Genomic DNA, 22,201 nt, shown 5'->3' on the forward strand with positions numbered 1-22,201 from the left:
GAGCGGTCTAGATCCGGGCGATCCGGAGAGCGGCGGGGAGCATCGCCCCGCCGAGCGCGGTGCGCATCCAGTGGCCCGGAGGCCGCGCATCCGCAACGCCGGCGAAGGCACGGGCCGCGCCCGCCGGGAGCAGGCCGAACGCGAGCACGGCGCAGGCGGCGAGGACGGCGGGCCCCGGCTGCTCGACGCGGAAATCGAGCCAGGCGGCGGCCGAGTCCTCGCAGGAGGTGTGGTGGTCGTGCCGGTGGTCTTCGTGGACGGGGGAGTGCGCCCCGTCCGGCGCGGTCACCGAGTGCGCCCGGCCCGTCCCCAGCGGGCCCTTGTGCAGGCCGGGAAGGCAGAGGGCGACGTGCAGCGCGACCAGCGCGGTGAGCAGTGCCAGACCGGCGCGCACCCCGGTCCGGCACCGCGCCCTGACATCGCCCCGGCCGGTCACCCCCCGACCGTAACAACCAAGATCGAACAGCCCCTCCGCGCCGCGCCGTCAAGATCGACACAGCCGCCCTGAGACGCCAGACGCGCGCCCCGCCGGGCTTCGTCGCCGGGCGTCGGCGCTCGACGAATCTACTGATATCGGTTCCCATCGCGGCATCGTTTCCGCCCGCCGGCCGGGGACTGCCCGCCGACCTGTCCCCCGAAGCGCGGGCGGCCGGCGATCGCGGAAGGCTGGTGCACGGTGTCGCCGGCGAGGAGCCCGTAGAAGGTGAGCATCGAGTCGTCGTTCATCTGCATGGGCCTGTCGCGGAAGGCCTCAGCCGGCGGGGGACCAGACGTAGGGGGTCGTGGTGGTGACGGCCTGGAAGCCGAGGTGTTCGAGGATGGGCCGGCTCTCGTCCGAGGCGTCGACCTGGAGGTAGCGGAAGCCGAGGTCCGCGGCCAGCCGGGTCCGGACGGCCACCAGCGCCCGGTAGATGCCGCGGCCCCGCCACGGGGCGAGGGTGGAGCCTCCCCACAGCGACGCGAACTCGGGGGTGTCGCGCAGCCCCAGCCAGGCCGCGGCCACGACCCTGCCGTCGGTCTCGGCGACGAAGACCGCGATCCGCGCGGGGTCGTCGGCCAGGCCCGCGCGCAGGTGGTCGCCGATGAACGCGCAGTCCTGCCCCCAGACCTCCGACTCCATCGCCACGATCGCCCGGACGGACGCCTCGTCGTCCACCCGCCGCAGCCGCACCCCGCTGGGCGGCGCCGCGTCGGTCGGCAGGTCGGCGACCCTGCCGATGGCGACGGTCTCGCGGGGCTCGGGCACGAAGCCGGCGGCGGCGAGCCGGTCGGGAAGGTCGGCGGGCAGGTCGTGCCCGCGCAGCTTCCACTCCACGGCCTCACCGCGCGCCTCGAAGTACGCCTTCTGCGCCGCGATCAGCCCGTCGACGTCGTGCCCGGACAGATCCCGGACCGCGCTGACGAACCCCCGGTGCTGCCCGACCACCCGCAGCAGCGGCCCGTCGCGCTCGACGCTGACTCCGCGGCCGAGAGCACCGGCTCCGCGCAGGTGGGTGTCGTACAGGGTGAGCAGATCTTCAGCCATCCGGCCGATGCTAACCACCCCGCCGCCGACCCGGCGAGCGAATTTCCGGCGTCGGACCTCCACGCGGCGCGTCCCCGGGGGCGACGTCGGCGGCGCGCGGCCACGGGAATGCGCCTGCTAGATTCTTACTACGTAAAGGCGCTGGCCGGGTGACGCTTCGCATAAGCCCGGAAAGAGCCGAGCGGACTGAAGACTCATCACCGAACGGCTCGGGGAAAGGCGGCATCGCGGGGCGGAAATAAATCGGATGACACGAGAGACACGCTCGACGCATTCTGGGGTCACGACAGCAGATGGGCGTAGCTCAACGGCAGAGCGGCGGTCTCCAAAACCGCGCGTAGCAGGTTCGACTCCTGCCGCCCGTGCGCATCATCCCGGCCTTCGGGCCGGGGCCTGAACCTTGAGAACTCCACAGCGGAAACACCGGCGCCGGACGGCGGGCTGCTTCGAAGGCGGCTCGATCCTTCGCGCCATCCCCGACCCGTAAGGGCCGGGGGCCGTGCCCTACGGGGTGCGGGGTCCGCCGGGGCGCGCCGAAGGGCGCCCGCGGCGGGCACTCGGGCCTGTAGCTCCAATGGCAGAGCATCCGCCTTGCAAGCGGGAGGTCGTCGGTTCGAATCCGACCTGGTCCACAGCGGGCGGCGCATTCGCCCGCGCAAAAGCGCATCATTTCGCGCGCCGCGCGCAGTAGGGAGTTCGGCAGTCCCCGCGGGCCTCATAAGCCCGAGACCGCCGGTTCGAATCCGGCCTGCGCGCCTTGATCCGGTGTCGCCCAGAGGCAGGGCAGCGGGCTGTTAACCCGTCAGGCGCAGGTTCGATCCCTGCCACCGGAGCCATTCCCGAAGAAAGAAGCCCGGTTGGCTCAACGGCAGAGCGACGCCTTTACGCGGCGAAGGCAGGCGGTTCGACTCCGTCCTCGCGCACCAAGGTCCGGGTCCCGGTGGCCCGGGGGGCGGCCTGCAAAGCCGTCTGCTCCGGGTTCGACTCCCGGCCGGGCCTCCACCGGTCCGCCCCTCCCGCGCCGGGGGGCGGGCCCGATCCCTCGGTAGCGGAACTGCGCGACGCTCTGCGAAGGCGCCGTTCCCGGTTCGACTCCGGGCGAGGGAGCTCATCGGTGTTTCCGCTGTGGCGCCGCCCCGCTGCCCGGTGCGTGCCGGCGAAGAGATCTGAGGCCGATCGCGACGAGCCCGCAGACCGCGATCAGTGGTGGCGGGCGGTCAGGCGGTGGCGCCGCCGTCGACGACGAGGTCGTGGCCGACGATGTAGGAGGACTCGGGCGAGGCGAGCCACAGGACGGCCGAGGCGGCCTCGGCGAGGGTGCCGACGCGGCCGATGGGGGAGGTGTCCCTCATGCGGGCGGCGCGGTCGGAGAGGGTCTCGCCGGGGCGCAGCGACATGGAAGTGTCGAAGGGGCCGGGGCTGATCGCGTTGACGCGGATGCCGTCGGCGATGCCTTCGAGCGCCGCGGCGCGGGTCAGCGCGCTGACGGCGGCCTTGGAGGCCGCGTAGGCGCCGAGGCCGGGTGCGCGCTTGTGCGCGCCGAGGTTGGACGCCGTGTTGACGATGACGCCGCCTCCGTTGCCGCGCATGTGGGCCATCTGGTGCTTCATGGCGAGGAACACGCCCGTCACGTTCACGGCGAGCACGCGGTCCCAGGTCGCCTCGTCCAGGTCGGCGAGCGGCCCCGCCGCGAAGATCCCCGCGTTGTTGAACGCGACGTGCAGGCCGCCGTGGCGCGCCACGGTCGTCGCGACGAGCCGGGCGACGTCCGCGCCGTCGGTGACGTCGGCCGTGACGGCGTCGGCCCGGCCGCCTTCGGCCTCGACGAGCCGGACGGTCTCCGTCAGGGGGTCGGGCCCGCGCCCGGCGACGACCACCGTCGCGCCCTCCCGGGCGAAGGCGAGCGCGCAGGCCCGCCCGATGCCGGAGCCCCCGCCGGTGATGAGGGCGACCTTGCCGGTGAACCGTGCGGTCATCGTGTTCTCCTTCGACGCGTGCGCCATAGCAGGTGGCGGATATTTAATGAGAACGATCGGTTTAGAATTCGGGCTTGTGAAAACCTGAAGGCCTTGCGAGCAGGTCAGTCCAGGAGTGCGAGCGCCTGCGCGGCGGCGTCGCGCAGCCTGTCCGGGGCGGGATGGGCGCGGCCGAGGACGCGCAGGCCCTGGAGCAGCACGAGCAGGAAGCGGGCCAGGGCGCGCGGATCCTTGTCCGCGGCGAGCTCGCCTTGGGCGCGGGCCCGGATCAGCGCGGAGGTGAGCGCGGTCTCCAGGCGGTCCCAGCTCGCCTCGACCCGCCGGGCGACCTGCGGATCGCGCGCCACCAACTCCACCGCGGCGTTGACGGCCAGGCAGCCGCGCCTGCGCTCGTCCCGCGCGGACTGCTCGGCGAAGTCCTCGACCAGCGCCCGCACCGCGGGAAGTGCGGGCCCCGGCTGCGCGAGCGCCTCGACGATGCCCGAGTCCTTGGCCTGGAGATACCGCTCCAGCGCCCTCACGTAGAGCTCGTGCTTCCCGCCGAACGTCGCGTAGATGCTGGCCCGCGCGATCCCCAGGCGCGCGACGAGCTCGGCCATCGACGTGGCCTCGTATCCGCGCTCCCAGAACAGCTCCAGCGCCTTCTGCAGTACCGCGTCCGGATCGAACTCCTTGGTCCTCGCCACCCCTGCACCCTGTCAGATCAAGACCGATCGGTCAATTATCGGGGACGGAGGCGGGCGGGGACGTCAGGCCTCGGGGGTGAGGCGCGACGCCTCGCGGGCCGCCTCGGGGTTGAGGAGGCCGGCCCGCGAGCCCGCCAGCTTCGCGCGCAGGTGCTCGCCGACCGTGACGGGCTCGTAGAGGGCGGGCCGCTCGGGCGTGACGCAGCCGGGGAGCGGGGCGATGACGGCGTCGATGTCGCCGTCGTGGAAGTAGGCGGCCGACCGGCGCGGGACGAGCACGCCGTCGACGCGCGGGGGAGCGACCCGGTGCATGGTCGAGATCCACTGGTCGTTCGTCCAGCGGGCGAGGGCGTCGCCGAGGTTCACCAGCAGCGCGCCGGGCGCGGGCACGACGGGGTTCCAGCGCCCGTGCAGGAAGATCTCCAGGCCGGGCACCCGGTCGGCCCACAGTACGGTGACGATCCCGTAGTCGGTGTGCGCGCCCATGCCCTCCTGGTCGGGTTCCAGGACGGCGTCGGCGGACGGCATCCGGTAGTTGTTCATCCGCAGGACGTCGACGGAGTGGCCGGTGAACGCGGCGAAGTGCTCCTCGCCGAGGCCGAGCGCGCGGCCGAACACCCGGGTCATCAGCCGCGCCACCGCGCCCGCTTCGGTGAAGTACGCCATGACCGCGTCCTGGAACCCGGCGACCTCCGCGGGATGGGTGTTGACCGCGTAGTCGTCGTGCGGCAGGTCGAGGCCGGGGAAGTCGGTCCACTGCGCGCCGACGTTGAAGGCCTCGAACAGGTCTCCCGCCGAGGCGAGGCCGAGGCTCGCCCGCAGCTTCTCGGACTTGGGCGGGCTGTATCCGCGGTTGAGCCGCGGCGGCAGCCGGTAGGCCTCCTTCACCGCAGGGTCCAGCCCGAAGAACCCGTCGGCGGCCCGGGTGAGGCCGTCGATGACGTCCTGGGGCACCCCGTGGCCGACGACCTGCATGAACCCGACCTCGCGGGCCGCCCGGTCCACCTCGGCGGCGATCGCGTCGCGCACCGCGGCGGGCGAGGACGGATCGCGGAAGGCGGTGACGTCGATGACGGGAACGGTCAGCATGGTTCCTCCCGGAGCCGTGACGTGCTCGGCCGGATGGTCCCCCTGGCCGTCCGGCGTACTCCAACTGGCGAAAAACGAGCGATATCGATCGCTGTCAACGATCAATATGACCTATTCGATCGCTTCCATCAATCGTCTTGGGTAAAGGTCAGGTGAACTGCGGAGCCGAGCCCCGAAGCCGTGCTCAACGCCCGGATCGGCGCCGCGGTGCGGCGGCTGCGGGAGGAGGCGGGGCTGTCCATGCGGGAGCCGACGCGCCGCTCGGGGGTCAGCCAGCCCTTCCTGAGCCAGATCGAGAGCGGGGCCAGCGCCCCGTCGATGATCACCACCTACCGGCTCGCTGAGGCGCTGGGCGTCCTGCCGGGCGCGCTGCTGCCCGCGCCGGACATCGCCAGGGTGTCGGTGACGCGCGCCGGCGAGGGCCGCCTCATCCCCGTCGCGGCCCGCGCCGACGCCGCCGTGGGCCGCGCCCTGCTCATGCGCCCCGACACCCGGCTGGAGATCATCGAGTACGTGGTGCGGCCCGGCGAGTACCTCGAAGAATGGTTCCAGCTCAAAGGCGACATGGGCCTCTACGTCGTCTCCGGCGCTCTCGACGTCGAGATCGAGGGCGCGGGCGTCCACCGCCTGGGCCCCCGCGACCTCCTCGCCCAAGACGCCCGCCTGCGCCACCGCTGGTTCCTGGTGGGCGACGAACCCGCCCATGTCCTCCTCGCCATAGCCCACCCCGGCTAGTCCCTGCCGGCTGCCGGACGGGCACGGGGCCGGTGCTCGGCTGAGCGGGACGGGCGGGCGGGGGTCAGAGGGCGAGGCGGGCGGCGGCGTCGGTCCAGGGGGTTTCGGGGGTGGAGGGGGTGTAGCGGGTGAGGGGCTGGGTTTCGGCGATGAGGGTGCGGAGGGAGGGGAGGTCGGGGAGGAGGCCGAGGGCGCGGGCCTGCATGCCGATGTTGCCGAGGGCGGTCGCCTCGGCGGGGCCGGCGATGACGGGCAGGCCTGTGGCGTCGGCGGTGAGCTGGCAGAGCAGGGCGTTGCGGGAACCGCCTCCGACGAGGTGGACGGCGTCGATGCGGCGGCCCGACAGTTCGGCGGCCTCGCGCAGCACCGCGCGGTGGGCGAGGGCGAGGCTGTCCATGATGCAGCGGACGGTCTCGGCCCGCGTGCCGGGCACGGCCTGGCCGGTGCGCGAGCAGTAGGCGGCGATCCGGGACGGCATGTCGCCGGGCGGCATGAACGAGGGGTCGTTGGGGTCGACGACGCTGCGCGGGCCGGGCACCTCGGCGGCGGCGGCCAGCAGCGCGGGCAGCTCCGCGGAGTCCATGCCCCAGGCGCGCATCGACTCAGAGACGAGCCACATGCCCATGACGTTGCGCAGGTACCGGACGGTCCCGTCGACGCCCGCCTCGTTGGTGAAGTTCGCGGCCCGGCCCGCCTCGGTGAGGATCGGGGCGGGCAGCTCCACTCCGGCGAGGGACCAGGTGCCGCACGAGATGTAGGCGAAGTGCTCGTCCTTGGCGGGCACCGCGGCGACCGCCGAGGCGGTGTCGTGGGAGGCGACGGCCGTCAGCGGCACGCCCGCCAGCCCGGTCGAGTCCCGCAGGACCCCGAGCCGCGTTCCCGGCCGCCGGATCTCCGGCAGCAGCCCGGGGCGCAACCCGAGCGTCTCGACGACCTCCGCCGACCAGGCGCCCGCGCTCGCGTCGTACAGGCCCGTCGTGGACGCGTTGGTGGCCTCCGCGCCCTTCTCGCCGGTCAGCCAGTAGGCGAGGAGGTCGGGGATCATCAGCAACGTCTCGGCCCGGTCCAGGAACCGCTCGGCGGCGAGCTGGTAGAGCGTGTTGAACGGCAGGAACTGCAGCCCGTTGACCGCGTACAGCCGCTCGGGCGAGATCTTGGCGTGGACGTCGTCGATGACGGCCTCGGTCCGGTCGTCCCGGTAGTGCACGGGGTTGCCGAGGAGCGCCCCGGAGGCGTCCAGCAGCCCGTAGTCGACGGCCCAGCTGTCGATGCCGACCGAGGCGACCTCGGGTCCGGCCTTCGCGAGCCCGTCCAGGACGTCCCGGTACAGCCCGAGGACGTCCCAGTGCAGCGTGCCGGCGACCTCGACGGGCCGGTTCGGGAACCTGTGCTCCTCGGTGAGGTCCAGCAGTCCGTCACCGACCCGGGCGGTGATGACGCGCCCGCTGGTCGCGCCAAGGTCCACGGCGGCGATACGCGCGGTCATACGAGAAATACCTCCAGGGTGCGGGGGCCGTGGACGCCCTCCACCCGGGACAGTTCGATGTCGCTGGTGGCGGAGGGGCCGGAGATGAACGTGAGCGGCCGGGTGATGTCGAGCCGCCCGATCGCGTCGGGAAGGTCGGCGGCGACCTGGTCGGCGCGCACGACGACGAGGTGGTGGTCGGGCACGAGCGTGAGCGCCCGCCGCCCCTGGGCCGCCTGGTGGTCCAGCACGATGGTGCCGGTCTCGGCGATGCCGACGGCGCAGCCGGTGATCGTGCCGGCGGCCCGCTCCAGGTCGGCGTCGGCACCGAGCAGCCGGGTCGGCGCGATCGCGCCGGTCCAGGCGGCCGGGACGCCTTCGGGGACGACGTAGGCGCCGGGCCGCAGCGCCGCCATGAGCGCGCCGGGCAGCTCCGCCTCGCTCACCCGGTGCACGATCGCGCGGTAGTGCGCGACCCGTTCGGCGAACAGCTCGACGAGCCCGTCGCCGTGGTGGCGGTCCAGGTAGCCCCGGTGCAGCAGCCGGTATTCGGCGTCCGGGTCGCCCTCGGGGGCGCCGAGCCTGCCGAGGATCGCGTCGCGCGCGCTCATGGGGCGTCCTTCCGGTCGGTGCCGCCGTGGGTGCGCTTCCACCACGCGCGGAACGACTCCTTCGGGATGGCGGGCAGGTCGCGGGTGTCGGCCCACGCGCGCGGGAACCGCAGGTGCGGCGCGACGAAGCGGCCCCTGCTCGCGACGGCCTGGCCGAGCGCGAGCAGGGCGGGGGAGCGCAGCCCCCAGGCCGCAGCCTTCATGACGGTCTTCTCGACGGGCTTCTTGGCCGCCTTCGCCCGCAGGTGCACCAGCACCTCGGGGATGTCGATCGCGACGGGGCAGGCCTCGTAGCAGGCCCCGCACAGCGACGACGCGAACGGCAGCGAGGCGTCGACCTTCGAGCCGATGCCCCGGATCTGCGGCGACAGGATCGCCCCGATCGGCCCAGGATAGGGCGAGCCGTAGGCGTGCCCGCCCGCCCGCGCGTACACGGGGCAGACGTTGAGGCAGGCGGAGCAGCGGATGCAGCGCAGCGCCTGCCGCCCGACCTCCTCGTCGCGCACGTCGGTGCGCCCGTTGTCGAGCAGGATCAGGTGGAAGTTCTGCGGCCCGTCGCCCGGCGTCACGCCCGTCCACGCCGACGTGTAGGGGTTCATCCGCTCGGCCGTCGACGAGCGCGGCAGGAGCTGGAGGAAGACCTCGAGGTCCCGGGCGCTCGGCAGGAGCTTCTCGATGCCCATGACGGTGATCAGCGTCTCCGGCAGCGTCAGGCACATCCGCCCGTTGCCCTCGGACTCGACGACCAGGACGGTGCCGGTGTCGGCGATCGCGAAGTTCGCCCCCGAGACGGCGACCTTCGCCGCCAGGAACTTCGCGCGCAGGTGGCGGCGGGCCGCCTCGGCGAGGTCGGCGGGCTCGTCCGTCAGCCCCTCGGGCGCCGACGGCATCCGGTGCGCGAACAGCTCGCGGATCTCGGCCCGGTTCTTGTGGATGGCCGGGACGAGGATGTGCGAGGGCCTGTCGTCGGCGAGCTGCACGATGAGTTCGGCGAGATCGGTCTCCAGCGCGGTGATGCCGTGCTCGGCGAGCGCCTCGTTGAGCCCGATCTCCTGCGTCGCCATCGACTTGACCTTGACGACCTCGGTCTCGCCGGTCTCCTTGACCAGGCGCGCGACGATCGCGTTGGCCTCCTCGGCGTCGCGCGCCCAGTGCACCACGCCCCCGGCCTCGGTGACCTTCTCCTCCAGCATCCGGAGGTAGTGGCCGAGGTACTCCAGGGTGTGGTCCTTGATGCGCTTGCCGGCCTGGCGCAGCTCCTCCCAGTCGTCCAGTTCGGCGACGGCGGCGGCGCGCCGCTCGCGGATCGTGCCGGTGGCGTGGGCGAGGTTGCGGCGCAGCCGCGTGTCGGCGACCGCCTCGTGCGCGGCCTTGGGGAACGCGGGCATGCCCACGTAGGTCGGCATCCGCGACTGCGTCGCGTCCTTCTCCAAGGCGCTCATGAGGTGCTCGCGAGGATCTCGGCGAGGTGCATGACCCGCACCCCGCTGCGCTGGCGGGACAGGGTGCCGCCGATGTGCATCAGGCAGGAGTTGTCGACGGCGCACAGCACCTCGGCGCGGGTCTGCTTGACGGCGGCGGTCTTGTCCGCGCACATGGCGGCGGACACGTCGGAGTTCTTCAGGGCGAAGGTGCCGCCGAAGCCGCAGCACTCGGTCGCGTCCGGCAGGTCCACCAGGTCGATGCCCTTGACCTCGCGCAGCAGCCGCAGCGGCTTGTCGCCGAGCTTGAGCATGCGCAGGCCGTGGCAGGTCGGGTGGTAGGTGACCCGGTGCGGGAAGACCGCGCCGACGTCGGTGACGCCCAGGACGTCCACGAGCAGTTCGGCCAGTTCGTACACGCGCGGCGTCAGGGCGAACGACCGCTCGGCGAGCCGGTGGTCGCCCTGGCGGGCGGCGGTCTTGCCGTGCCAGTCGCGCACCATCGCGGCGCACGACCCGGACGGGGCGACGACCGCGTCGTAGTCCTCGAACGTGTCGGTGAACGACCGGATGAGCGGCATGGCCTGGTCGGGGTAGCCGGTGTTGAGGTGCATCTGCCCGCAGCAGGTCTGCGCCTCGGGGAAGACCACCTCGTGGCCGAGCCGCTCAAGGATCCGGACGACGGCCTGGCCGGTTCCGGGAAAGAGCGTGTCGTTCACGCAGGTGGCGAAGAGGGCTATCTTCACGGTCTTGTCGACTCCCGGATGACGAGCTCGGGCTGGAACAGGATCTGCTGGTGAGCGTGGCCCTCGGGGTCGTCGCACTCGTCCAGCAGAAGCTCGGCGGCGATCCGGCCGAGCCGGTAGGTCGGCTGGCGGACCGAGCTGAGCTGGACCGACGACGCGGTGGCGTACTCGATGTCGTCATACCCGATGACGAGCACGCGCTCAGGCACGCGGACGCCCTGCCGGAGCAAAGTCCGCAGGACGCCCATGGCGAGGAGGTCGTTGGCGCAGAAGATGGCGTCGGGCAGTTCGGCCAGCAGATGGTCGGCGGCGTCCTGCCCGGCGGCGGGGGTCATGTCGGAGACGGTGACGTCGCGCAGGGACCCGTGCCCGGCCAGCTCGATCGCCTTCTGCGCGCCGGAGCGCCGGTCGGCGCACTGCCGCAGCGTCATCGGCCCCGAGACGTAGGCGATGTCGCGGGCCCCGCACTCCAGCAGGTGGGTGACGGCCATCTGCCCGCCCGCCACGTCGTCCACGGTGACCGAGCACTGCTGCGGCCGGGTGGCGGCGTGGTCGAGCATGACGGCGGCGATGTGCCGCTCGTACAGCAGGTCGAGCCGGTCGGGGCCGCCGCTGTCGACGGGGGTGACCAGCACCCCGCGCACGCCCTGTTCGGCGAGCATCCGCAGGTTGCGGTGCTCGCGGTCGGGCGAGGTGGCCGAGCTGCACAGGATCACGGCGTGACCGCGTTCGCTCATCAGGTCCTCGACGCCGCGCGCGAGGCTGGTGAAGAACGGGTTGGCGAGGTCGTGGACCATCAGCCCGACGAGGCGGCCCTGGCCCGCGCGCAGGCTCGACGCCGAGCCGTTGCGGACGAATCCCAGGGCCCGGATGGCTTCCTCCACCCGCTCCCGTGTGGCCGCGGCGACCCGCTCAGGTCGGTTCAGCACGTTGGAGACGGTTCCGGGGGAGACGCCGGCGGCCTTGGCGACCTGCTTGATGCCGACGGTCCCGTCGCGGGGGCCGGGCGGAGACGTCGCCATGGGGCTCCTCGGAGATCGGGGGGTTCGTGGGCAGAAAGCATCACATACTTTGGGGCCACTATTAAAACGTGTCAAGTACGTAAATTTGCCGTGACGTGGGACTTGACGTGCCTGGCATCACAGACTTACCTTCATCCATCAACGCAGGATTAAAACGATTTTCGTACGAAGGAACCCGCTATGAGATCAGGAGGCCGCGAGTGAGCGAACAGTCACCCGTGCTGGCGCTGGTCGACGTGAGCAAGTCGTTCGGCGCCGTGCGCGCGCTCAAGGGCGTCCGTCTGGAGCTTTACGCCGGCGAGGTCCACGCGCTGGCCGGAGAGAACGGCGCGGGCAAGTCGACGCTCGTCAAGGCGTTCGCGGGCGTGCACCGCCCCGACACCGGCAAGATCCTCCTGAACGGGGAACCTGTCGTCTTCAACAGCCCCGCCGACGCCCAGCGCGCCGGCGTCGCGGTGATCTACCAGGAGCCCACGCTGTTCCCCGACCTCTCGGTCGCGGAGAACATCTTCATGGGCCGCCAGCCGCGCCTCGCGCTCGGCCGGATCGACCGCAAGACCATGCACGCCAAGGCCGCGGAGCTGTTCCGCCGCCTCGGCGTCGCGCTCGACCCGCGCCGCCCCGCCAAGGGCCTGTCGATCGCCGACCAGCAGGTCGTGGAGATCGCCAAGGCCATCTCGCGGGACGCCAAGGTCCTGATCATGGACGAGCCGACGGCGGCCCTCACCGGCCAGGAGACGGCCCGGCTCTTCAACGTCGTCGAGGCGCTGAAGTCCCAGGGCTGCGCCCTCCTGTTCATCTCGCACCGCCTGGAGGAGATCTTCGCGATCTGCCAGCGGGTCACCACCCTGCGGGACGGCGTCTGGATCGCCAGCGAGCCGATCGAGGAGCTCGACGAGGACAAACTGGTCAACCGCATGGTCGGCCGCGACCTGGACGAGCTGTACCCCAAGCAGGAGGTCGCCCCCGGCGAGGTCGCGCTGAAGGTCTCCCGACTCACCCGCGAGGGCACCTTCACCGACGTCTCCTTCGACGTCCGGCGCGGCGAGATCGTCGCACTCGCCGGACTCGTCGGCGCAGGCCGCACGGAGGTCGCCCGCGCGATCTTCGGGATCGACCGCTGGGATGCCGGGAGCGTCGAGGTCGCCGGCACCCCCCTCAAGAACTCCAGCCCGACCGCCGCGATGGCCGCCGGCGTCGCCCTCGTCCCCGAGGACCGTCGCCAGCAGGGCCTGGTCATGGAGATGTCCATCGAGCGCAACCTCGGCCTCACCCGGCTGAAGGCGCTCAGCAAGGGCCCCTTCATCTCCCGCGCGGCCGAGCACGCCAACGCCGCGGACTGGGCGGTGCGCCTCCAGCTCAAGTACGGCAAGGCCACCGACCACGTCGGCGTCCTGTCCGGAGGCAACCAGCAGAAGGTCGTCCTGGCCAAGTGGCTGGCGACCGACCCGTCCGTCCTCATCGTCGACGAGCCGACCCGCGGCATCGACGTCGGCACCAAGGCCGAGGTGCACCGGCTCCTGTCGGAGCTCGCCGCGCAGGGCCTGGCCGTCCTCATGATCTCCTCGGACCTGCCCGAGGTCATCGGCATGGCCGACCGCGTCCTCGTCATGCACGAGGGCCGGGTCACCGCCGAGATCCCGCGCGCCGAGGCGACCGAGGAGTCCATCATGTCGGCCGCCACCGGCCGCCCCGGCAAGGAGGCCGCATGAGCGCCGTCACCACGGCACCCGCGCCGACGCCGCCCGCCCCGATCAAGGAGAAGGACGGCCTGCTCGACAAGGCGCTGCGCGCCCGCGAGCTCACCATCGCCGCCGCCCTGATCATCCTGGTGCTGGCGACGACGATCGCCAACCCGAGGTTCCTGTCGGCCCAGGGCATCGAGGACATCTTCCTCAACGCCTCGATCCTGACGCTCCTCGCGGTCGGCCAGACCCTCGTGGTCGTCACCCGGAACATCGACCTTTCCGTCGGCTCCGTCGTCGGCCTCGTCGCGTTCGTCACCGGCAAGCTCGTCACCGACGGGCACTCGGTCGCCTTCGCGATCATCGTCGGCCTGGTCCTCGGCACGGTCTGCGGGCTGGTCAACGGCCTGCTCGTCAGCTTCTGCCGGGTCCCGGCCCTCGTGGTCACCCTCGGCATGCTGTACGTGATCAAGGGCATCGACTACTACATCGCCGAAGGCCAGCAGATCAACGCGGCCGACGTGCCGCAGGGCCTGCTCGACCTCGGCAGCGGCGGCCTCCTCGGCGTGCCCTACCTGCCGGTCATCGCCGTCGCGATCATGTTCATCGTCGGCTACTACCTGCGGGCCTACCCGTCGGGCCGCGAGTTCTACGCGATCGGCTCCAACCCCGAGGCCGCGCGCCTCGCCGGCGTGCCGATCAGCAAGCGCGTCCTCACCGCCTACGTGGTGAACGGCCTCCTCGCCGGCGTCGCCGGCGTGCTGTGGCTGTCCCGCTTCGGCACCGTCGTCGCCGACAACGCCGCGGGCTGGGAACTCACCGTCGTCAGCGCGGTCGTGGTCGGCGGCGTCGCCATCGTCGGCGGCGTCGGCACGGTCTACGGCGCGGCGCTCGGCGCGCTGCTGCTCACCACGATCGGCAGCGTCCTGGTGGTGCTGAAGGTCAACTCGTTCTGGCAGGACGCCCTCACCGGCCTCCTGCTGCTGCTGGCGATCAGCGCCGACCGGCTGGTCTCGCTGCGCGTCGCCCGGACCCTGCGCAAGAGGAGTGCCGCACGCCATGGCTCCTGACCTCACCGCCCGCCGCCTCCCCGCGCTCGGCGCGTTCCTCCGCTGGGACGTCCTCGTCGGCGTCATGCTCATCGTGGTCTTCCTCGCCGGAATGGGCACGAACGAGAGCTTCGGCAACTCCGACAACATCGCGTTCGCGCTGAGCGACCTCGCCGAGATCGCCCTCATCGCGCTGCCGATGACCCTGCTCGTCGTCTGCGGCGAGGTCGACCTGTCGGTCGCCTCCGTCCTCGGCCTGTCGAGCGCCCTGACCGGCCACCTGTGGAACGCGGGCTGGACGTTCGAGGCGATCGTCCCGTTCGTCCTGGTCATCGGCGCGGTCTGCGGCCTCGTCAACGGGCTGCTCGTCACCAGGCTCGGACTGCCCTCCCTGGCCGTCACCATCGGCACGATGACGCTCTACCGGGGCCTGGCCTACGTCGTCCTCGGCACCGAGGCCGTCTCGGAGTTCCCGCAGACGTACTCGCAGTGGGCCACCGACACCGTCCCCGGCACGCCGGTCCCTTACTCGGTCGCGCTGTTCGTCGTCCTGGCGATCATCACCGGGCTGCTGCTGCACGCCACAGGCCTCGGCCGCAGCCTGTTCGCCATCGGCAACTCCGAGGACGCCGCGTTCTTCGCCGGAGTCCGGGTGAAGCGGATCAAGCTGGTCCTCTTCGTCGTCACCGGCCTCGTCGCGGCCTTCGCGGGCATCGTCTTCACCCTGCGCTACGGCAGCGCCCGCGCCGACAACGGGGCGGGCCTGGAGATGAGCGTCATCGCCGCGGTCCTCCTCGGCGGCGTCGACTTCGACGGCGGCAAGGGCACCCTCGGCGGCGTCATCGCCGGCGTCCTGCTCATCGGCGTGCTGCGCAACCTCCTCATGCTCGACGACGTCTCGACCGAGGTCCAGGCGATCGTCACCGGCCTCCTGCTGGTGATCTCCGTCCTCGCGCCCCGCCTCGCGGTCCTGTACCGCGAAGGCAGAGCCCGAAGGCGGGCCGCCAAGGAAGCGACCGCCCCCGCCTGAACCGGCGGCATCCGAACCCAACCATCCCCGTGCGAACCACAGCGGTTCCGCTCCACCCCTTCCACCCCTTGGAAAGGCACTGAAAGTGATCACACCCCTCCGCGGCGTGCGCACCACGCTGTCGATCGCGACCGCCGGCTTCCTGGCGCTCAGCCTGGTCGCCTGTGGCGGCGGCACGACGAAGGACTCGGCGAAGGACGACGCGGGCACCGGCAGCGGCACCGCCGCCACCGCGAACCCCAACGCCCCGCTGAAGGACGGCCTGAAGCTCGCCTTCCTGCCCAAGCAGATCAACAACCCGTACGAGACGATCGTCGACCACGCGGGCATCGAGGCGGCCAAGGAGTTCAAGGGCGAGGCCAAGGAGGTCGGCCCGTCCGACGCCTCCGCGTCCTCCCAGGTCTCCTACGTCAACACCCTCGTCCAGCAGGGCCACGACGCGATCCTCATCGCGGCCAACGACGCCAACGCCGTCTGCGGCCCGCTGAACTCCGCGCGTGACAAGGGCGTCAAGGTCGTGGCCTACGACTCCGACACCAACGCCGACTGCCGCGACATCTTCATCAACCAGGCGAGCTCCGAGGCCATCGGCCGCAGCCAGGTGCAGCTGCTGTCGAAGCAGATCGGCGGCGAGGGCGAGATCGCGATCCTTTCGGCGACGGCGAACGCCACGAACCAGAACACCTGGATCGAGTTCATGAAGGACGAGCTCAAGAAGCCCGAGTACGCGAAGATCAAGCTCGTCAAGGTCGCCTACGGTGACGACGACGACCAGAAGTCCTTCCAGCAGACGCAGGGCCTCCTCCAGGCCTACCCGAACCTGAAGGGCATCATCTCGCCGACCACCGTCGGCATCGCCGCCGCGGCCCGCTACATCTCCTCCTCGCAGTACAAGGGCAAGGTCGTGCTGACCGGCCTCGGCACCCCGAACCAGATGCGCAAGTACGTCAAGGACGGCACCGTCGAGTCCTTCGCCCTCTGGAACCCGAACGACCTGGGCTACCTCGCGTCCTACGCCGCCGCTGCCCTGGCCTCCGGCCAGATCACCGGCGCCGAGGGCGAGGTCCTGAAGGCCGGCAAGCTCGGCGAGCGCACGATCGGCGCCAACGGGGAGATCATCCTCGGCGACCCGTTCACGTTCGACAAGAGCAACATCGACGACTTCGACTTCTAGTCGTCCGCGGGCCCTCCTCCGGGAGGGCCCGCCCCCTGTTGACCGACCCGGCGATACCGAAAGGCCCGACATGCAACGCGTCTGCTTCCTGCTCAAGGTCCGCAAGGACAGGATGGCGGAGTACAAGGAGCGGCACGCGGCCGTCTGGCCCGACATGCAGGCCGCGCTCAGCGCGACCGGCTGGCACAACTACTCCCTCTTCCTGCGCGAGGACGACGGCCTGCTCGTCGGCTACCTGGAGACCGACGACTTCGACGCCGCCCGCGCAGGCATGGACGCCACCGAGGTCAACGCCCGCTGGCAGACCGAGATGGCCGAGTTCTTCGAGGACCTCGACGGCGCCGCCCCCGACTCCGGGATGGTGCCGCTCACCGAGGTCTTCCACCTCGCCTGAGCCCCTTTGCGACAGAGCTTTCCGACGCGCACGACCAACCGCAGCACCTGTGATTTTCGGGGATGGAAAATGACTGACATCAGCGCCGGGCTGGACCGCCTGGCCATCGAGACGCCTTCGTGGGCCTACGGCAACTCCGGCACCCGCTTCAAGGTGTTCGCCCAGGCGGGCGTCCCGCGCGACCCGTTCGAGAAGATCGCGGACGCGGCCCAGGTGCACGCCTTCACCGGCGCGGCCCCGACCGTCGCGCTGCACATCCCGTGGGACAAGGTCGACGACTACGCCGGCCTCGCCGCCTACGCCAAGGACCAGGGCGTCACGCTGGGCACGATCAACTCGAACGTCTTCCAGGACGACGACTACATGCTCGGCTCGGTCACCAACCCCGACCCGCGCGTCCGCCGCAAGGCCACCGACCACCTGCTGGAATGCGTCGACGTCATGGACGCGACCGGCTCGCGCGACCTGAAGCTGTGGTTCTCCGACGGCACCAACTACCCGGGCCAGGACGACATCCGCGCCCGTCAGGAGCGCCTCGCCGAAGCCCTCGCCGAGGTCTACGCCCGGCTCGGCGACGACCAGCGCATGCAGCTCGAGTACAAGTTCTTCGAGCCCGCGTTCTACACCACCGACGTGCCGGACTGGGGCACCTCGCTGCTGCACTGCCTCGCGCTCGGCCCGAAGGCCGTCGTCTGCGTCGACACCGGCCACCACGCGCCCGGCACGAACATCGAGTTCATCGTCGCGCAGCTGCTGCGCGTCGGCCGCCTCGGCGCGTTCGACTTCAACTCCCGCTTCTACGCCGACGACGACCTCATGGTCGGCGCGGCCGACCCGTTCCAGCTCTTCCGGATCATGCACGAGGTGATCCGCGGGGGCGGCCTCGACGACGACTCCGAAGTCGCCTTCATGCTCGACCAGTGCCACAACATCGAGCCGAAGGTCCAGGGCCAGATCCGGTCCGTCATGAACGTCCAGGAGGCCACCGCCAAGGCCCTTCTGATCGACACCGCGGCCCTCAAGGCCGCGCAGGACTCCGGCGACGTGCTGGGCGCGAACGGCGCCCTCATGGACGCCTACAACACCGACGTCCGCCCGCTGCTCGCCGAGTGGCGCGAGTCCAAGGGCCTGGCGGGCGACCCGATCGCCGCCTACAAGGCGTCCGGATACCTCGAGAAGATCTCCGCCGAGCGTGTCGGCGGCAACCAGGCCGGCTGGGGGGCCTAATCACATGAGCGACGCTGTGAACACCGTTGTGCACGACCTGCTGAACCGCTGTCACGAGCTCGGCGCCGACCCGCGCAACACCAACTACGCGGGCGGGAACGCCTCCGCCAAGGGCGTCGAGACCGACCCCGTCACCGGCGAGCCCGTCGACCTCATGTGGGTCAAGGGCTCCGGCGGCGACCTGGGCACCCTGAAGGCGTCCGGCCTCGCCGTGCTGCGTCTCGACCGGCTGCGCGCGCTGGTGGACGTCTACCCGGGCGTCGAGCGCGAGGACGAGATGGTCGCCGCGTTCGACTTCTGCGCGCACGGCAAGGGCGGCGCGGCCCCGTCCATCGACACCGCCATGCACGGCCTCGTCGAGGCCGCGCACGTGGACCACCTCCACCCGGACAGCGGCATCGCGATCGCGACCGCGTCCGACGGGGAGGAGCTGACCCGGAGGATCTTCGGGGATCGGGTGGCGTGGGTGCCGTGGCGGCGCCCGGGATTCCAGTTGGGGCTGGACATCGCGGCGATCAAGGCGGCGAACCCGCAGGCGATCGGCGTGATCCTGGGCGGCCACGGCATCACCGCGTGGGGCGAGACCTCCGCGCAGTGCCAGGCCAACTCGCTGGAGATCATCGCCGCGGCCGAGGCGTTCCTCGCCGAGAACGGCAAGGCCGAGCCCTTCGGCCCGGTCATCGCCGGGTACGAGGCCCTGCCGGAGGACGCGCGGCGTGAGCGCGCGGCCGAGCTGTTCCCGCTCATCCGGGGCCTGGCCTCCACCGACCGTCCGCAGGTCGGCCACTTCACCGATTCCGACGTCGTCCTCGACTTCGTCGCGCGCGCCGAGCACCCGCGGCTCGCCGCGCTCGGCACCTCCTGCCCGGACCACTTCCTGCGCACCAAGGTGTCGCCGATGGTCCTCGACCTCGCGCCGTCCGCGCCGCTGGACGAGGTCAAGGCCCGCCTCAAGGAACTGCACGCGCAGTACCGCGAGGACTACGCCGCCTACTACGAGCGCAACAAGGTCGAGGGCTCCCCGGCCATGCGCGGCGCCGACCCGGCGATCGTGCTCGTGCCCGGCGTCGGCATGTTCTCCTTCGGCGCGAACAAGCAGACCGCGCGCGTCGCCGGCGAGTTCTACGTCAACGCCATCAACGTGATGCGCGGCGCCGAGTCCGTCTCCACCTACGCCCCGATCGACGAGAACGAGAAGTTCCGGATCGAGTACTGGGACCTGGAGGAGGCCAAGCTCCAGCGGATGCCCAAGCCGAAGCCGCTCGCGACCCGCGTCGCGTTCGTCACCGGCGGCGGCTCCGGCATCGGCGCGGCCACCGCCCGTCGTCTGGTCGAAGAGGGCGCTTGCGTCGTCGTCGCCGACCGGGACCTCGCCGCCGCGGAGAAGGTCGCGGCGGAGCTGGGCGCGAGCGCGCTCGCCGTCTCCGACGTGGCGATCGCGGTCGCCGCGGACGTCACCAGCGAGGACGACATCAAGGCCGGTCTGGCGAAGGCCGTGCTGGCCTTCGGCGGCGTCGACCTCATCGTCAACAACGCCGGCCTGTCGCTGTCGAAGCCGCTGCTGGAGACCACGGTCGCCGACTGGGACCTGCAGCACGACGTCATGGCGCGCGGCTCGTTCCTCGTCTCCCGCGAGTCGGCCCGGATCATGATCGAGCAGGCGATGGGCGGCGACATCGTCTACATCTCCTCCAAGAACTCGATCTTCGCGGGCCCGAACAACATCGCCTACAGCGCCACCAAGGCCGACCAGGCCCACCAGGTCCGCCTGCTGGCCGCCGAACTCGGCGAGCACGGCGTGCGCGTCAACGGCATCAACCCCGACGGCGTCGTGCGCGGCTCGGGCATCTTCGCCGGAGGCTGGGGCGCCAAGCGCGCCGCCGTCTACGGCGTCGAAGAGGAGAAGCTCGGCGAGTACTACGCCCAGCGCACCCTCCTCAAGCGCGAAGTGCTCCCCGAGCACGTCGCCAACGCGGTCTTCGCCCTCACCGGCGGCGACCTGACCCACACCACCGGCCTCCACATCCCCGTGGACGCCGGCGTCGCGGCGGCCTTCCTGCGCTGACCGCACCCGCTCCACCGACGTCCACCGATCTCGCCCGATCGGTGGACGTCGGCGTTCCACCCGTCCTGCTCCGGCCGCGGGCCGACGCCGCCGGACGTCACCGTCATCGGTGAGTCCGCGGGAGCATCGCCGCGCCGCCCGGCCCCCTGAGCGTCTGAGCGTCGGCCAGGAGCCGGCCACACGGACCCCTTCGGCACGACTCGTCCGACCGCGCCGCCTGAGCCTCCGGGGAGCCGTGACCGCGTCCGGGCGCCGTGCGGACGGAGTTCGACCTCCTTGAGCACGAGGTTCTGCACCGAGATCGTCGCCTTCTCCCGGGCCAGGCCGACCTGGACGACGCGGCCCTTGCGCCGGACGGCGTCGATGGCGCCCGCGGTGGTGGTGCCGAATCCGGCGAAGCCGATGATGACGTCGAGTTCGTCCTCGGCGAGTTCGGAAACGTCCTTGACGATCTTCCGGACGCCGATGGCGCGGGCGCGCACGGCCCGTGCACGCGGCATCGCCCTCTCCCCTCGCGGAGCCCGTCGCGGCCGCCGACCGTCCGCCGGAGCCCCCCTCGAACTGCGGTAGACGCCATGAGAACGGGATAAGTTGCTGCGCTTCCGCCGAAGCGGGCTCAGGCGACCGCGACGTCCCGCACGGGCGGAGGCCGGGTAGCCGATCACCGTGGCGAAGATCAGCGCCCACACCGCTCGGAAGAGCAGCGCACCACCCGGTCCGCACCAGGTTCCCGAACGCCCGGCGTGCCGCGGAGGAACGGCACGCTGGAGATCGCCCGGCAGGCGGGGATCTCCCGCAGCACGCTGCGGCGCCGGCTGGGCGGCACCCGCCATGCACTGGACGAGGCGGTGCGCGCGGCATCCAGACCTGCGCGCCGCTCATGCGGGAGTCCGGCGGCGGCTCCATCGTGAACATCGGATCGGTCGCCGGGATCACCGGAGCCTTCTCCGCCGCCTACTCCTCCTCCAAGTGGGCGCTGGGAGGCCTGTCCGGGTCGGCGGCCTCCACGCTGGCGGGCTGGGGCATCCGCAGCAACGTCATCCAGCCGGGCTTCATCGACACCGACATGACCGCCGCGATGAAGGCGAACCCGCAGGTCAAGGAGATGACGCAGCGGGCCATGGCCAACACCGTGCTGCTGCGGCGCACCGGCAGGGCCGAGGAGATCGCCTCCACCGTCCTGTTCCTGGCCGGCGACGAATCCTCCTGCATCACCGGCACCGACATCGTCGTCGACGGTGGATGGTTCTCCAGCGCCCCGTACCTGGGCAACGAACGCGCCCAGGGCATGCTCGACACCCTGCGGGCAGCCCGAGCCCCGCAGGGCTGACCTTCGCCTCGCTGATGCCCCGCCGTCGCCGGCGGGGCATCAGTCGCTTTCGGGGGACACGGCGGCGGCACGCAGGAACGCCGCGGCGAAGTCCTCGCACACCTCGGCGGTGTCGGGGAGCTCTATGCCGGGGAGGTCGGCGAGCATGGGCCGGGTGAGGAAGTGCATCAGCACGGGCCCCATCAGCTGCTGGGCGAGCACGGGGATCGGCATCGGGCGCAGCCGCCCGGCGGCGACCTCATCGGCGAGCCATCCGCCGATGGCCGCGAGCATACGCGGGGCGAAGTTCCGGGCCAGGGCGTGCACGCTGGGCGCGCCGGGATGGGCGAAGGCCTCGGCGAACATGGCGGGGATGACGCGCGGCTCGCGGTCCAGCGCCCCGGCGAGCATCCGGTAGACGCGGCGGACGGTCTCGGGCAGGTCCTCGCGAGGGCCGCGCAAGAGCTCCTCGGCGTCCAGGATGGGGCTGTACCGCTCGAAGATCGCCTGGAGCAGTTCGTCGCGCCCGCCGAACACCGCGTACAGGCTGTGCACCGAGCACTGGGCCGCCGCCGCGACGGCCTCCAGGGTCAGGCTCGCCAGCCCGGACTCGCTGATCAGGTGCGCTCCGGCCTTGACCGCGCGCTCACGCACGGGCCGCTGCCCTCCGGGGTCCACCCCTGAGGCGCGCACCGCCTCGTCCAGGGCCTGGCGCGACCCGCCTATGCGGCGCAGCAGGGTGCTGCGCGAGATCCCCGCCTCCTGGGCGATGACGCGGGTGGGCACGTCGGCGACGTCCTTGCCCAGCTTCCGGGCGGCACGCACCGCGGCGTCCACCACCTCTTGCGGCACCCCGGCGCCGGCCTGCGGCACTTCACTCCTCCTCATGATCCGACCATTGTCCCTTCCCACGCCGGAGCGCTCGCCGCGCGGACTCCCCGAAGGCCCGGGTCCGTCGGCTCCGGCGGACCGGTGTCCCGCACCGGCCGTCC

At 71.7% G+C, this 22,201-nt stretch carries 20 protein-coding genes, 6 tRNA genes and 1 pseudogene; 15 read left to right on the forward strand and 12 right to left on the reverse strand.

Annotation, left to right across the window (positions count from 1 at the left end; genetic code table 11):
- Window positions 1–7: 7 nt before the first annotated feature.
- Both ACYVOM_RS13095 and ACYVOM_RS13100 read right to left on the reverse strand, forming a co-directional pair.
- Complete coding sequence (locus tag ACYVOM_RS13095; protein WP_460303590.1) at window positions 8–436, reverse strand: hypothetical protein; 429 nt, start codon at window positions 434–436, stop codon at window positions 8–10.
- 315 nt (window positions 437–751) lie between these two features.
- The gene (locus ACYVOM_RS13100) at window positions 752–1,525 is read right to left on the reverse strand and encodes a GNAT family N-acetyltransferase (RefSeq protein WP_460303591.1); all 774 of its coding nucleotides are present in this window, start codon (window positions 1,523–1,525) and stop codon (window positions 752–754) included.
- A 293-nt stretch (window positions 1,526–1,818) separates the two neighbouring features.
- Here ACYVOM_RS13100 and ACYVOM_RS13105 point away from each other — a divergent pair.
- From ACYVOM_RS13105 to ACYVOM_RS13130, 6 genes are all read left to right on the forward strand, one after another.
- Window positions 1,819–1,890 (forward strand) — tRNA-Trp (locus ACYVOM_RS13105).
- A gap of 194 nt (window positions 1,891–2,084) precedes the next feature.
- Window positions 2,085–2,157 (forward strand) — tRNA-Ala (locus tag ACYVOM_RS13110).
- A gap of 49 nt (window positions 2,158–2,206) precedes the next feature.
- Window positions 2,207–2,281: transfer RNA gene (locus ACYVOM_RS13115), tRNA-Met, on the forward strand.
- 5 nt (window positions 2,282–2,286) lie between these two features.
- Window positions 2,287–2,361: transfer RNA gene (locus ACYVOM_RS13120), tRNA-Asn, on the forward strand.
- Window positions 2,362–2,452: 91 nt separating this feature from the next.
- Window positions 2,453–2,527, forward strand: a tRNA-Cys gene (locus tag ACYVOM_RS13125).
- A gap of 36 nt (window positions 2,528–2,563) precedes the next feature.
- Window positions 2,564–2,632 (forward strand) — tRNA-Arg (locus tag ACYVOM_RS13130).
- Window positions 2,633–2,742: 110 nt separating this feature from the next.
- Here the strand turns inward: ACYVOM_RS13130 and ACYVOM_RS13135 are convergent.
- From ACYVOM_RS13135 to ACYVOM_RS13145, 3 genes are all read right to left on the reverse strand, one after another.
- The gene (locus tag ACYVOM_RS13135) at window positions 2,743–3,501 is read right to left on the reverse strand and encodes an SDR family NAD(P)-dependent oxidoreductase (protein ID WP_460303592.1); all 759 of its coding nucleotides are present in this window, start codon (window positions 3,499–3,501) and stop codon (window positions 2,743–2,745) included.
- Window positions 3,502–3,605: 104 nt separating this feature from the next.
- Complete coding sequence (locus ACYVOM_RS13140; protein ID WP_460303593.1) at window positions 3,606–4,187, reverse strand: TetR/AcrR family transcriptional regulator; 582 nt, start codon at window positions 4,185–4,187, stop codon at window positions 3,606–3,608.
- 63 nt (window positions 4,188–4,250) lie between these two features.
- Window positions 4,251–5,276: an isopenicillin N synthase family dioxygenase gene (locus tag ACYVOM_RS13145; protein ID WP_460303594.1), complete on the reverse strand. Its 1,026-nt coding sequence runs from the start codon at window positions 5,274–5,276 to the stop codon at window positions 4,251–4,253.
- 180 nt (window positions 5,277–5,456) lie between these two features.
- On the opposite strand from ACYVOM_RS13145, the gene ACYVOM_RS13150 reads away from it, so the two are divergent.
- Entirely contained in the window at window positions 5,457–6,011 is a 555-nt protein-coding gene (locus tag ACYVOM_RS13150; RefSeq protein WP_460303595.1) for a helix-turn-helix domain-containing protein, read from the forward strand.
- 64 nt (window positions 6,012–6,075) lie between these two features.
- On the opposite strand, the gene ACYVOM_RS13155 is transcribed toward ACYVOM_RS13150, so the two are convergent.
- From ACYVOM_RS13155 to ACYVOM_RS13175, 5 genes are read right to left on the reverse strand one after another with little or no spacing between them, the layout of a single operon-like run.
- Window positions 6,076–7,497: a rhamnulokinase gene (locus ACYVOM_RS13155; RefSeq protein ID WP_460303596.1), complete on the reverse strand. Its 1,422-nt coding sequence runs from the start codon at window positions 7,495–7,497 to the stop codon at window positions 6,076–6,078.
- The gene (locus tag ACYVOM_RS13160) at window positions 7,494–8,087 is read right to left on the reverse strand and encodes a LutC/YkgG family protein (RefSeq protein ID WP_460303597.1); all 594 of its coding nucleotides are present in this window, start codon (window positions 8,085–8,087) and stop codon (window positions 7,494–7,496) included. Before ACYVOM_RS13160 ends, ACYVOM_RS13155 begins: the two co-directional genes overlap by 4 nt.
- Window positions 8,084–9,529 carry a lactate utilization protein B gene (locus ACYVOM_RS13165; protein ID WP_460303598.1) on the reverse strand — a complete coding sequence of 482 codons (1,446 nt, stop codon included), beginning with the start codon at window positions 9,527–9,529 and terminating at the stop codon, window positions 8,084–8,086. The genes ACYVOM_RS13160 and ACYVOM_RS13165 overlap by 4 nt, the downstream gene beginning before the upstream one ends.
- Window positions 9,526–10,254, reverse strand: a complete 729-nt coding sequence (locus ACYVOM_RS13170) for a (Fe-S)-binding protein (RefSeq protein WP_460303599.1) — start codon at window positions 10,252–10,254, stop codon at window positions 9,526–9,528. The genes ACYVOM_RS13165 and ACYVOM_RS13170 overlap by 4 nt, the downstream gene beginning before the upstream one ends.
- Window positions 10,251–11,276, reverse strand: coding sequence for a LacI family DNA-binding transcriptional regulator (locus ACYVOM_RS13175; protein WP_460303600.1), 1,026 nt, complete (start codon window positions 11,274–11,276; stop codon window positions 10,251–10,253). The genes ACYVOM_RS13170 and ACYVOM_RS13175 overlap by 4 nt, the downstream gene beginning before the upstream one ends.
- 200 nt (window positions 11,277–11,476) lie before the next feature.
- Here ACYVOM_RS13175 and ACYVOM_RS13180 point away from each other — a divergent pair, with 200 nt between their 5' ends.
- The 7 genes from ACYVOM_RS13180 to ACYVOM_RS13210 all read left to right on the forward strand — a co-directional run bounded on the left by ACYVOM_RS13180 (window position 11,477) and on the right by ACYVOM_RS13210 (window position 19,900).
- The gene (locus ACYVOM_RS13180) at window positions 11,477–12,988 is read left to right on the forward strand and encodes a sugar ABC transporter ATP-binding protein (protein WP_460303601.1); all 1,512 of its coding nucleotides are present in this window, start codon (window positions 11,477–11,479) and stop codon (window positions 12,986–12,988) included.
- Entirely contained in the window at window positions 12,985–14,031 is a 1,047-nt protein-coding gene (locus ACYVOM_RS13185; RefSeq protein WP_460303602.1) for an ABC transporter permease, read from the forward strand. Before ACYVOM_RS13180 ends, ACYVOM_RS13185 begins: the two co-directional genes overlap by 4 nt.
- A complete protein-coding gene (locus ACYVOM_RS13190; RefSeq protein ID WP_460303603.1) occupies window positions 14,021–15,040 on the forward strand; it encodes an ABC transporter permease in 1,020 nt (339 codons plus the stop codon). The genes ACYVOM_RS13185 and ACYVOM_RS13190 overlap by 11 nt, the downstream gene beginning before the upstream one ends.
- An 85-nt stretch (window positions 15,041–15,125) precedes the next feature.
- Entirely contained in the window at window positions 15,126–16,214 is a 1,089-nt protein-coding gene (gene rhaS, locus ACYVOM_RS13195) for a rhamnose ABC transporter substrate-binding protein (protein ID WP_460303604.1), read from the forward strand.
- Between the two features lie 70 nt (window positions 16,215–16,284).
- Entirely contained in the window at window positions 16,285–16,608 is a 324-nt protein-coding gene (locus tag ACYVOM_RS13200; RefSeq protein ID WP_460303605.1) for an L-rhamnose mutarotase, read from the forward strand.
- A gap of 69 nt (window positions 16,609–16,677) precedes the next feature.
- Complete coding sequence (rhaI, locus tag ACYVOM_RS13205) at window positions 16,678–17,835, forward strand: L-rhamnose isomerase (RefSeq protein WP_460303606.1); 1,158 nt, start codon at window positions 16,678–16,680, stop codon at window positions 17,833–17,835.
- 4 nt (window positions 17,836–17,839) lie between these two features.
- Entirely contained in the window at window positions 17,840–19,900 is a 2,061-nt protein-coding gene (locus ACYVOM_RS13210) for a bifunctional aldolase/short-chain dehydrogenase (protein ID WP_460303607.1), read from the forward strand.
- A 272-nt stretch (window positions 19,901–20,172) separates the two neighbouring features.
- Here ACYVOM_RS13210 and ACYVOM_RS13215 read toward each other — a convergent pair.
- A pseudogene (locus ACYVOM_RS13215) lies at window positions 20,173–20,733 on the reverse strand (hypothetical protein); the annotation flags it as partial.
- Window positions 20,734–20,807: 74 nt separating this feature from the next.
- On the opposite strand from ACYVOM_RS13215, the gene ACYVOM_RS13220 reads away from it, so the two are divergent.
- A complete protein-coding gene (locus ACYVOM_RS13220; protein ID WP_460303608.1) occupies window positions 20,808–21,230 on the forward strand; it encodes an SDR family NAD(P)-dependent oxidoreductase in 423 nt (140 codons plus the stop codon).
- Window positions 21,231–21,269: 39 nt separating this feature from the next.
- Here the strand turns inward: ACYVOM_RS13220 and ACYVOM_RS13225 are convergent, their stop codons facing one another.
- Window positions 21,270–22,097: a TetR/AcrR family transcriptional regulator gene (locus tag ACYVOM_RS13225; RefSeq protein WP_460303609.1), complete on the reverse strand. Its 828-nt coding sequence runs from the start codon at window positions 22,095–22,097 to the stop codon at window positions 21,270–21,272.
- Between the last annotated feature and the right edge of the window lie 104 nt (window positions 22,098–22,201).

The organism is Actinocorallia aurea, from assembly GCF_054783995.1.

What these genes read in the sequence shown, in the direction of transcription:
- ACYVOM_RS13100 (WP_460303591.1), bottom strand. Translation starts at nt 1,525, where the DNA reads ATGGCTGAAGATCTGCTCACCCTGTACGACACCCACCTGCGCGGAGCC.
- ACYVOM_RS13135 (WP_460303592.1), bottom strand. Translation starts at nt 3,501, where the DNA reads ATGACCGCACGGTTCACCGGCAAGGTCGCCCTCATCACCGGCGGGGGC.
- ACYVOM_RS13145 (WP_460303594.1), bottom strand. Translation starts at nt 5,276, where the DNA reads ATGCTGACCGTTCCCGTCATCGACGTCACCGCCTTCCGCGATCCGTCC.
- ACYVOM_RS13155 (WP_460303596.1), bottom strand. Translation starts at nt 7,497, where the DNA reads ATGACCGCGCGTATCGCCGCCGTGGACCTTGGCGCGACCAGCGGGCGC.
- ACYVOM_RS13160 (WP_460303597.1), bottom strand. Translation starts at nt 8,087, where the DNA reads ATGAGCGCGCGCGACGCGATCCTCGGCAGGCTCGGCGCCCCCGAGGGC.
- ACYVOM_RS13165 (WP_460303598.1), bottom strand. Translation starts at nt 9,529, where the DNA reads ATGAGCGCCTTGGAGAAGGACGCGACGCAGTCGCGGATGCCGACCTAC.
- ACYVOM_RS13175 (WP_460303600.1), bottom strand. Translation starts at nt 11,276, where the DNA reads ATGGCGACGTCTCCGCCCGGCCCCCGCGACGGGACCGTCGGCATCAAG.
- ACYVOM_RS13185 (WP_460303602.1), top strand. Translation starts at nt 12,985, where the DNA reads ATGAGCGCCGTCACCACGGCACCCGCGCCGACGCCGCCCGCCCCGATC.
- ACYVOM_RS13190 (WP_460303603.1), top strand. Translation starts at nt 14,021, where the DNA reads ATGGCTCCTGACCTCACCGCCCGCCGCCTCCCCGCGCTCGGCGCGTTC.
- ACYVOM_RS13200 (WP_460303605.1), top strand. Translation starts at nt 16,285, where the DNA reads ATGCAACGCGTCTGCTTCCTGCTCAAGGTCCGCAAGGACAGGATGGCG.
- rhaI (WP_460303606.1), top strand. Translation starts at nt 16,678, where the DNA reads ATGACTGACATCAGCGCCGGGCTGGACCGCCTGGCCATCGAGACGCCT.
- ACYVOM_RS13210 (WP_460303607.1), top strand. Translation starts at nt 17,840, where the DNA reads ATGAGCGACGCTGTGAACACCGTTGTGCACGACCTGCTGAACCGCTGT.
- ACYVOM_RS13225 (WP_460303609.1), bottom strand. Translation starts at nt 22,097, where the DNA reads ATGAGGAGGAGTGAAGTGCCGCAGGCCGGCGCCGGGGTGCCGCAAGAG.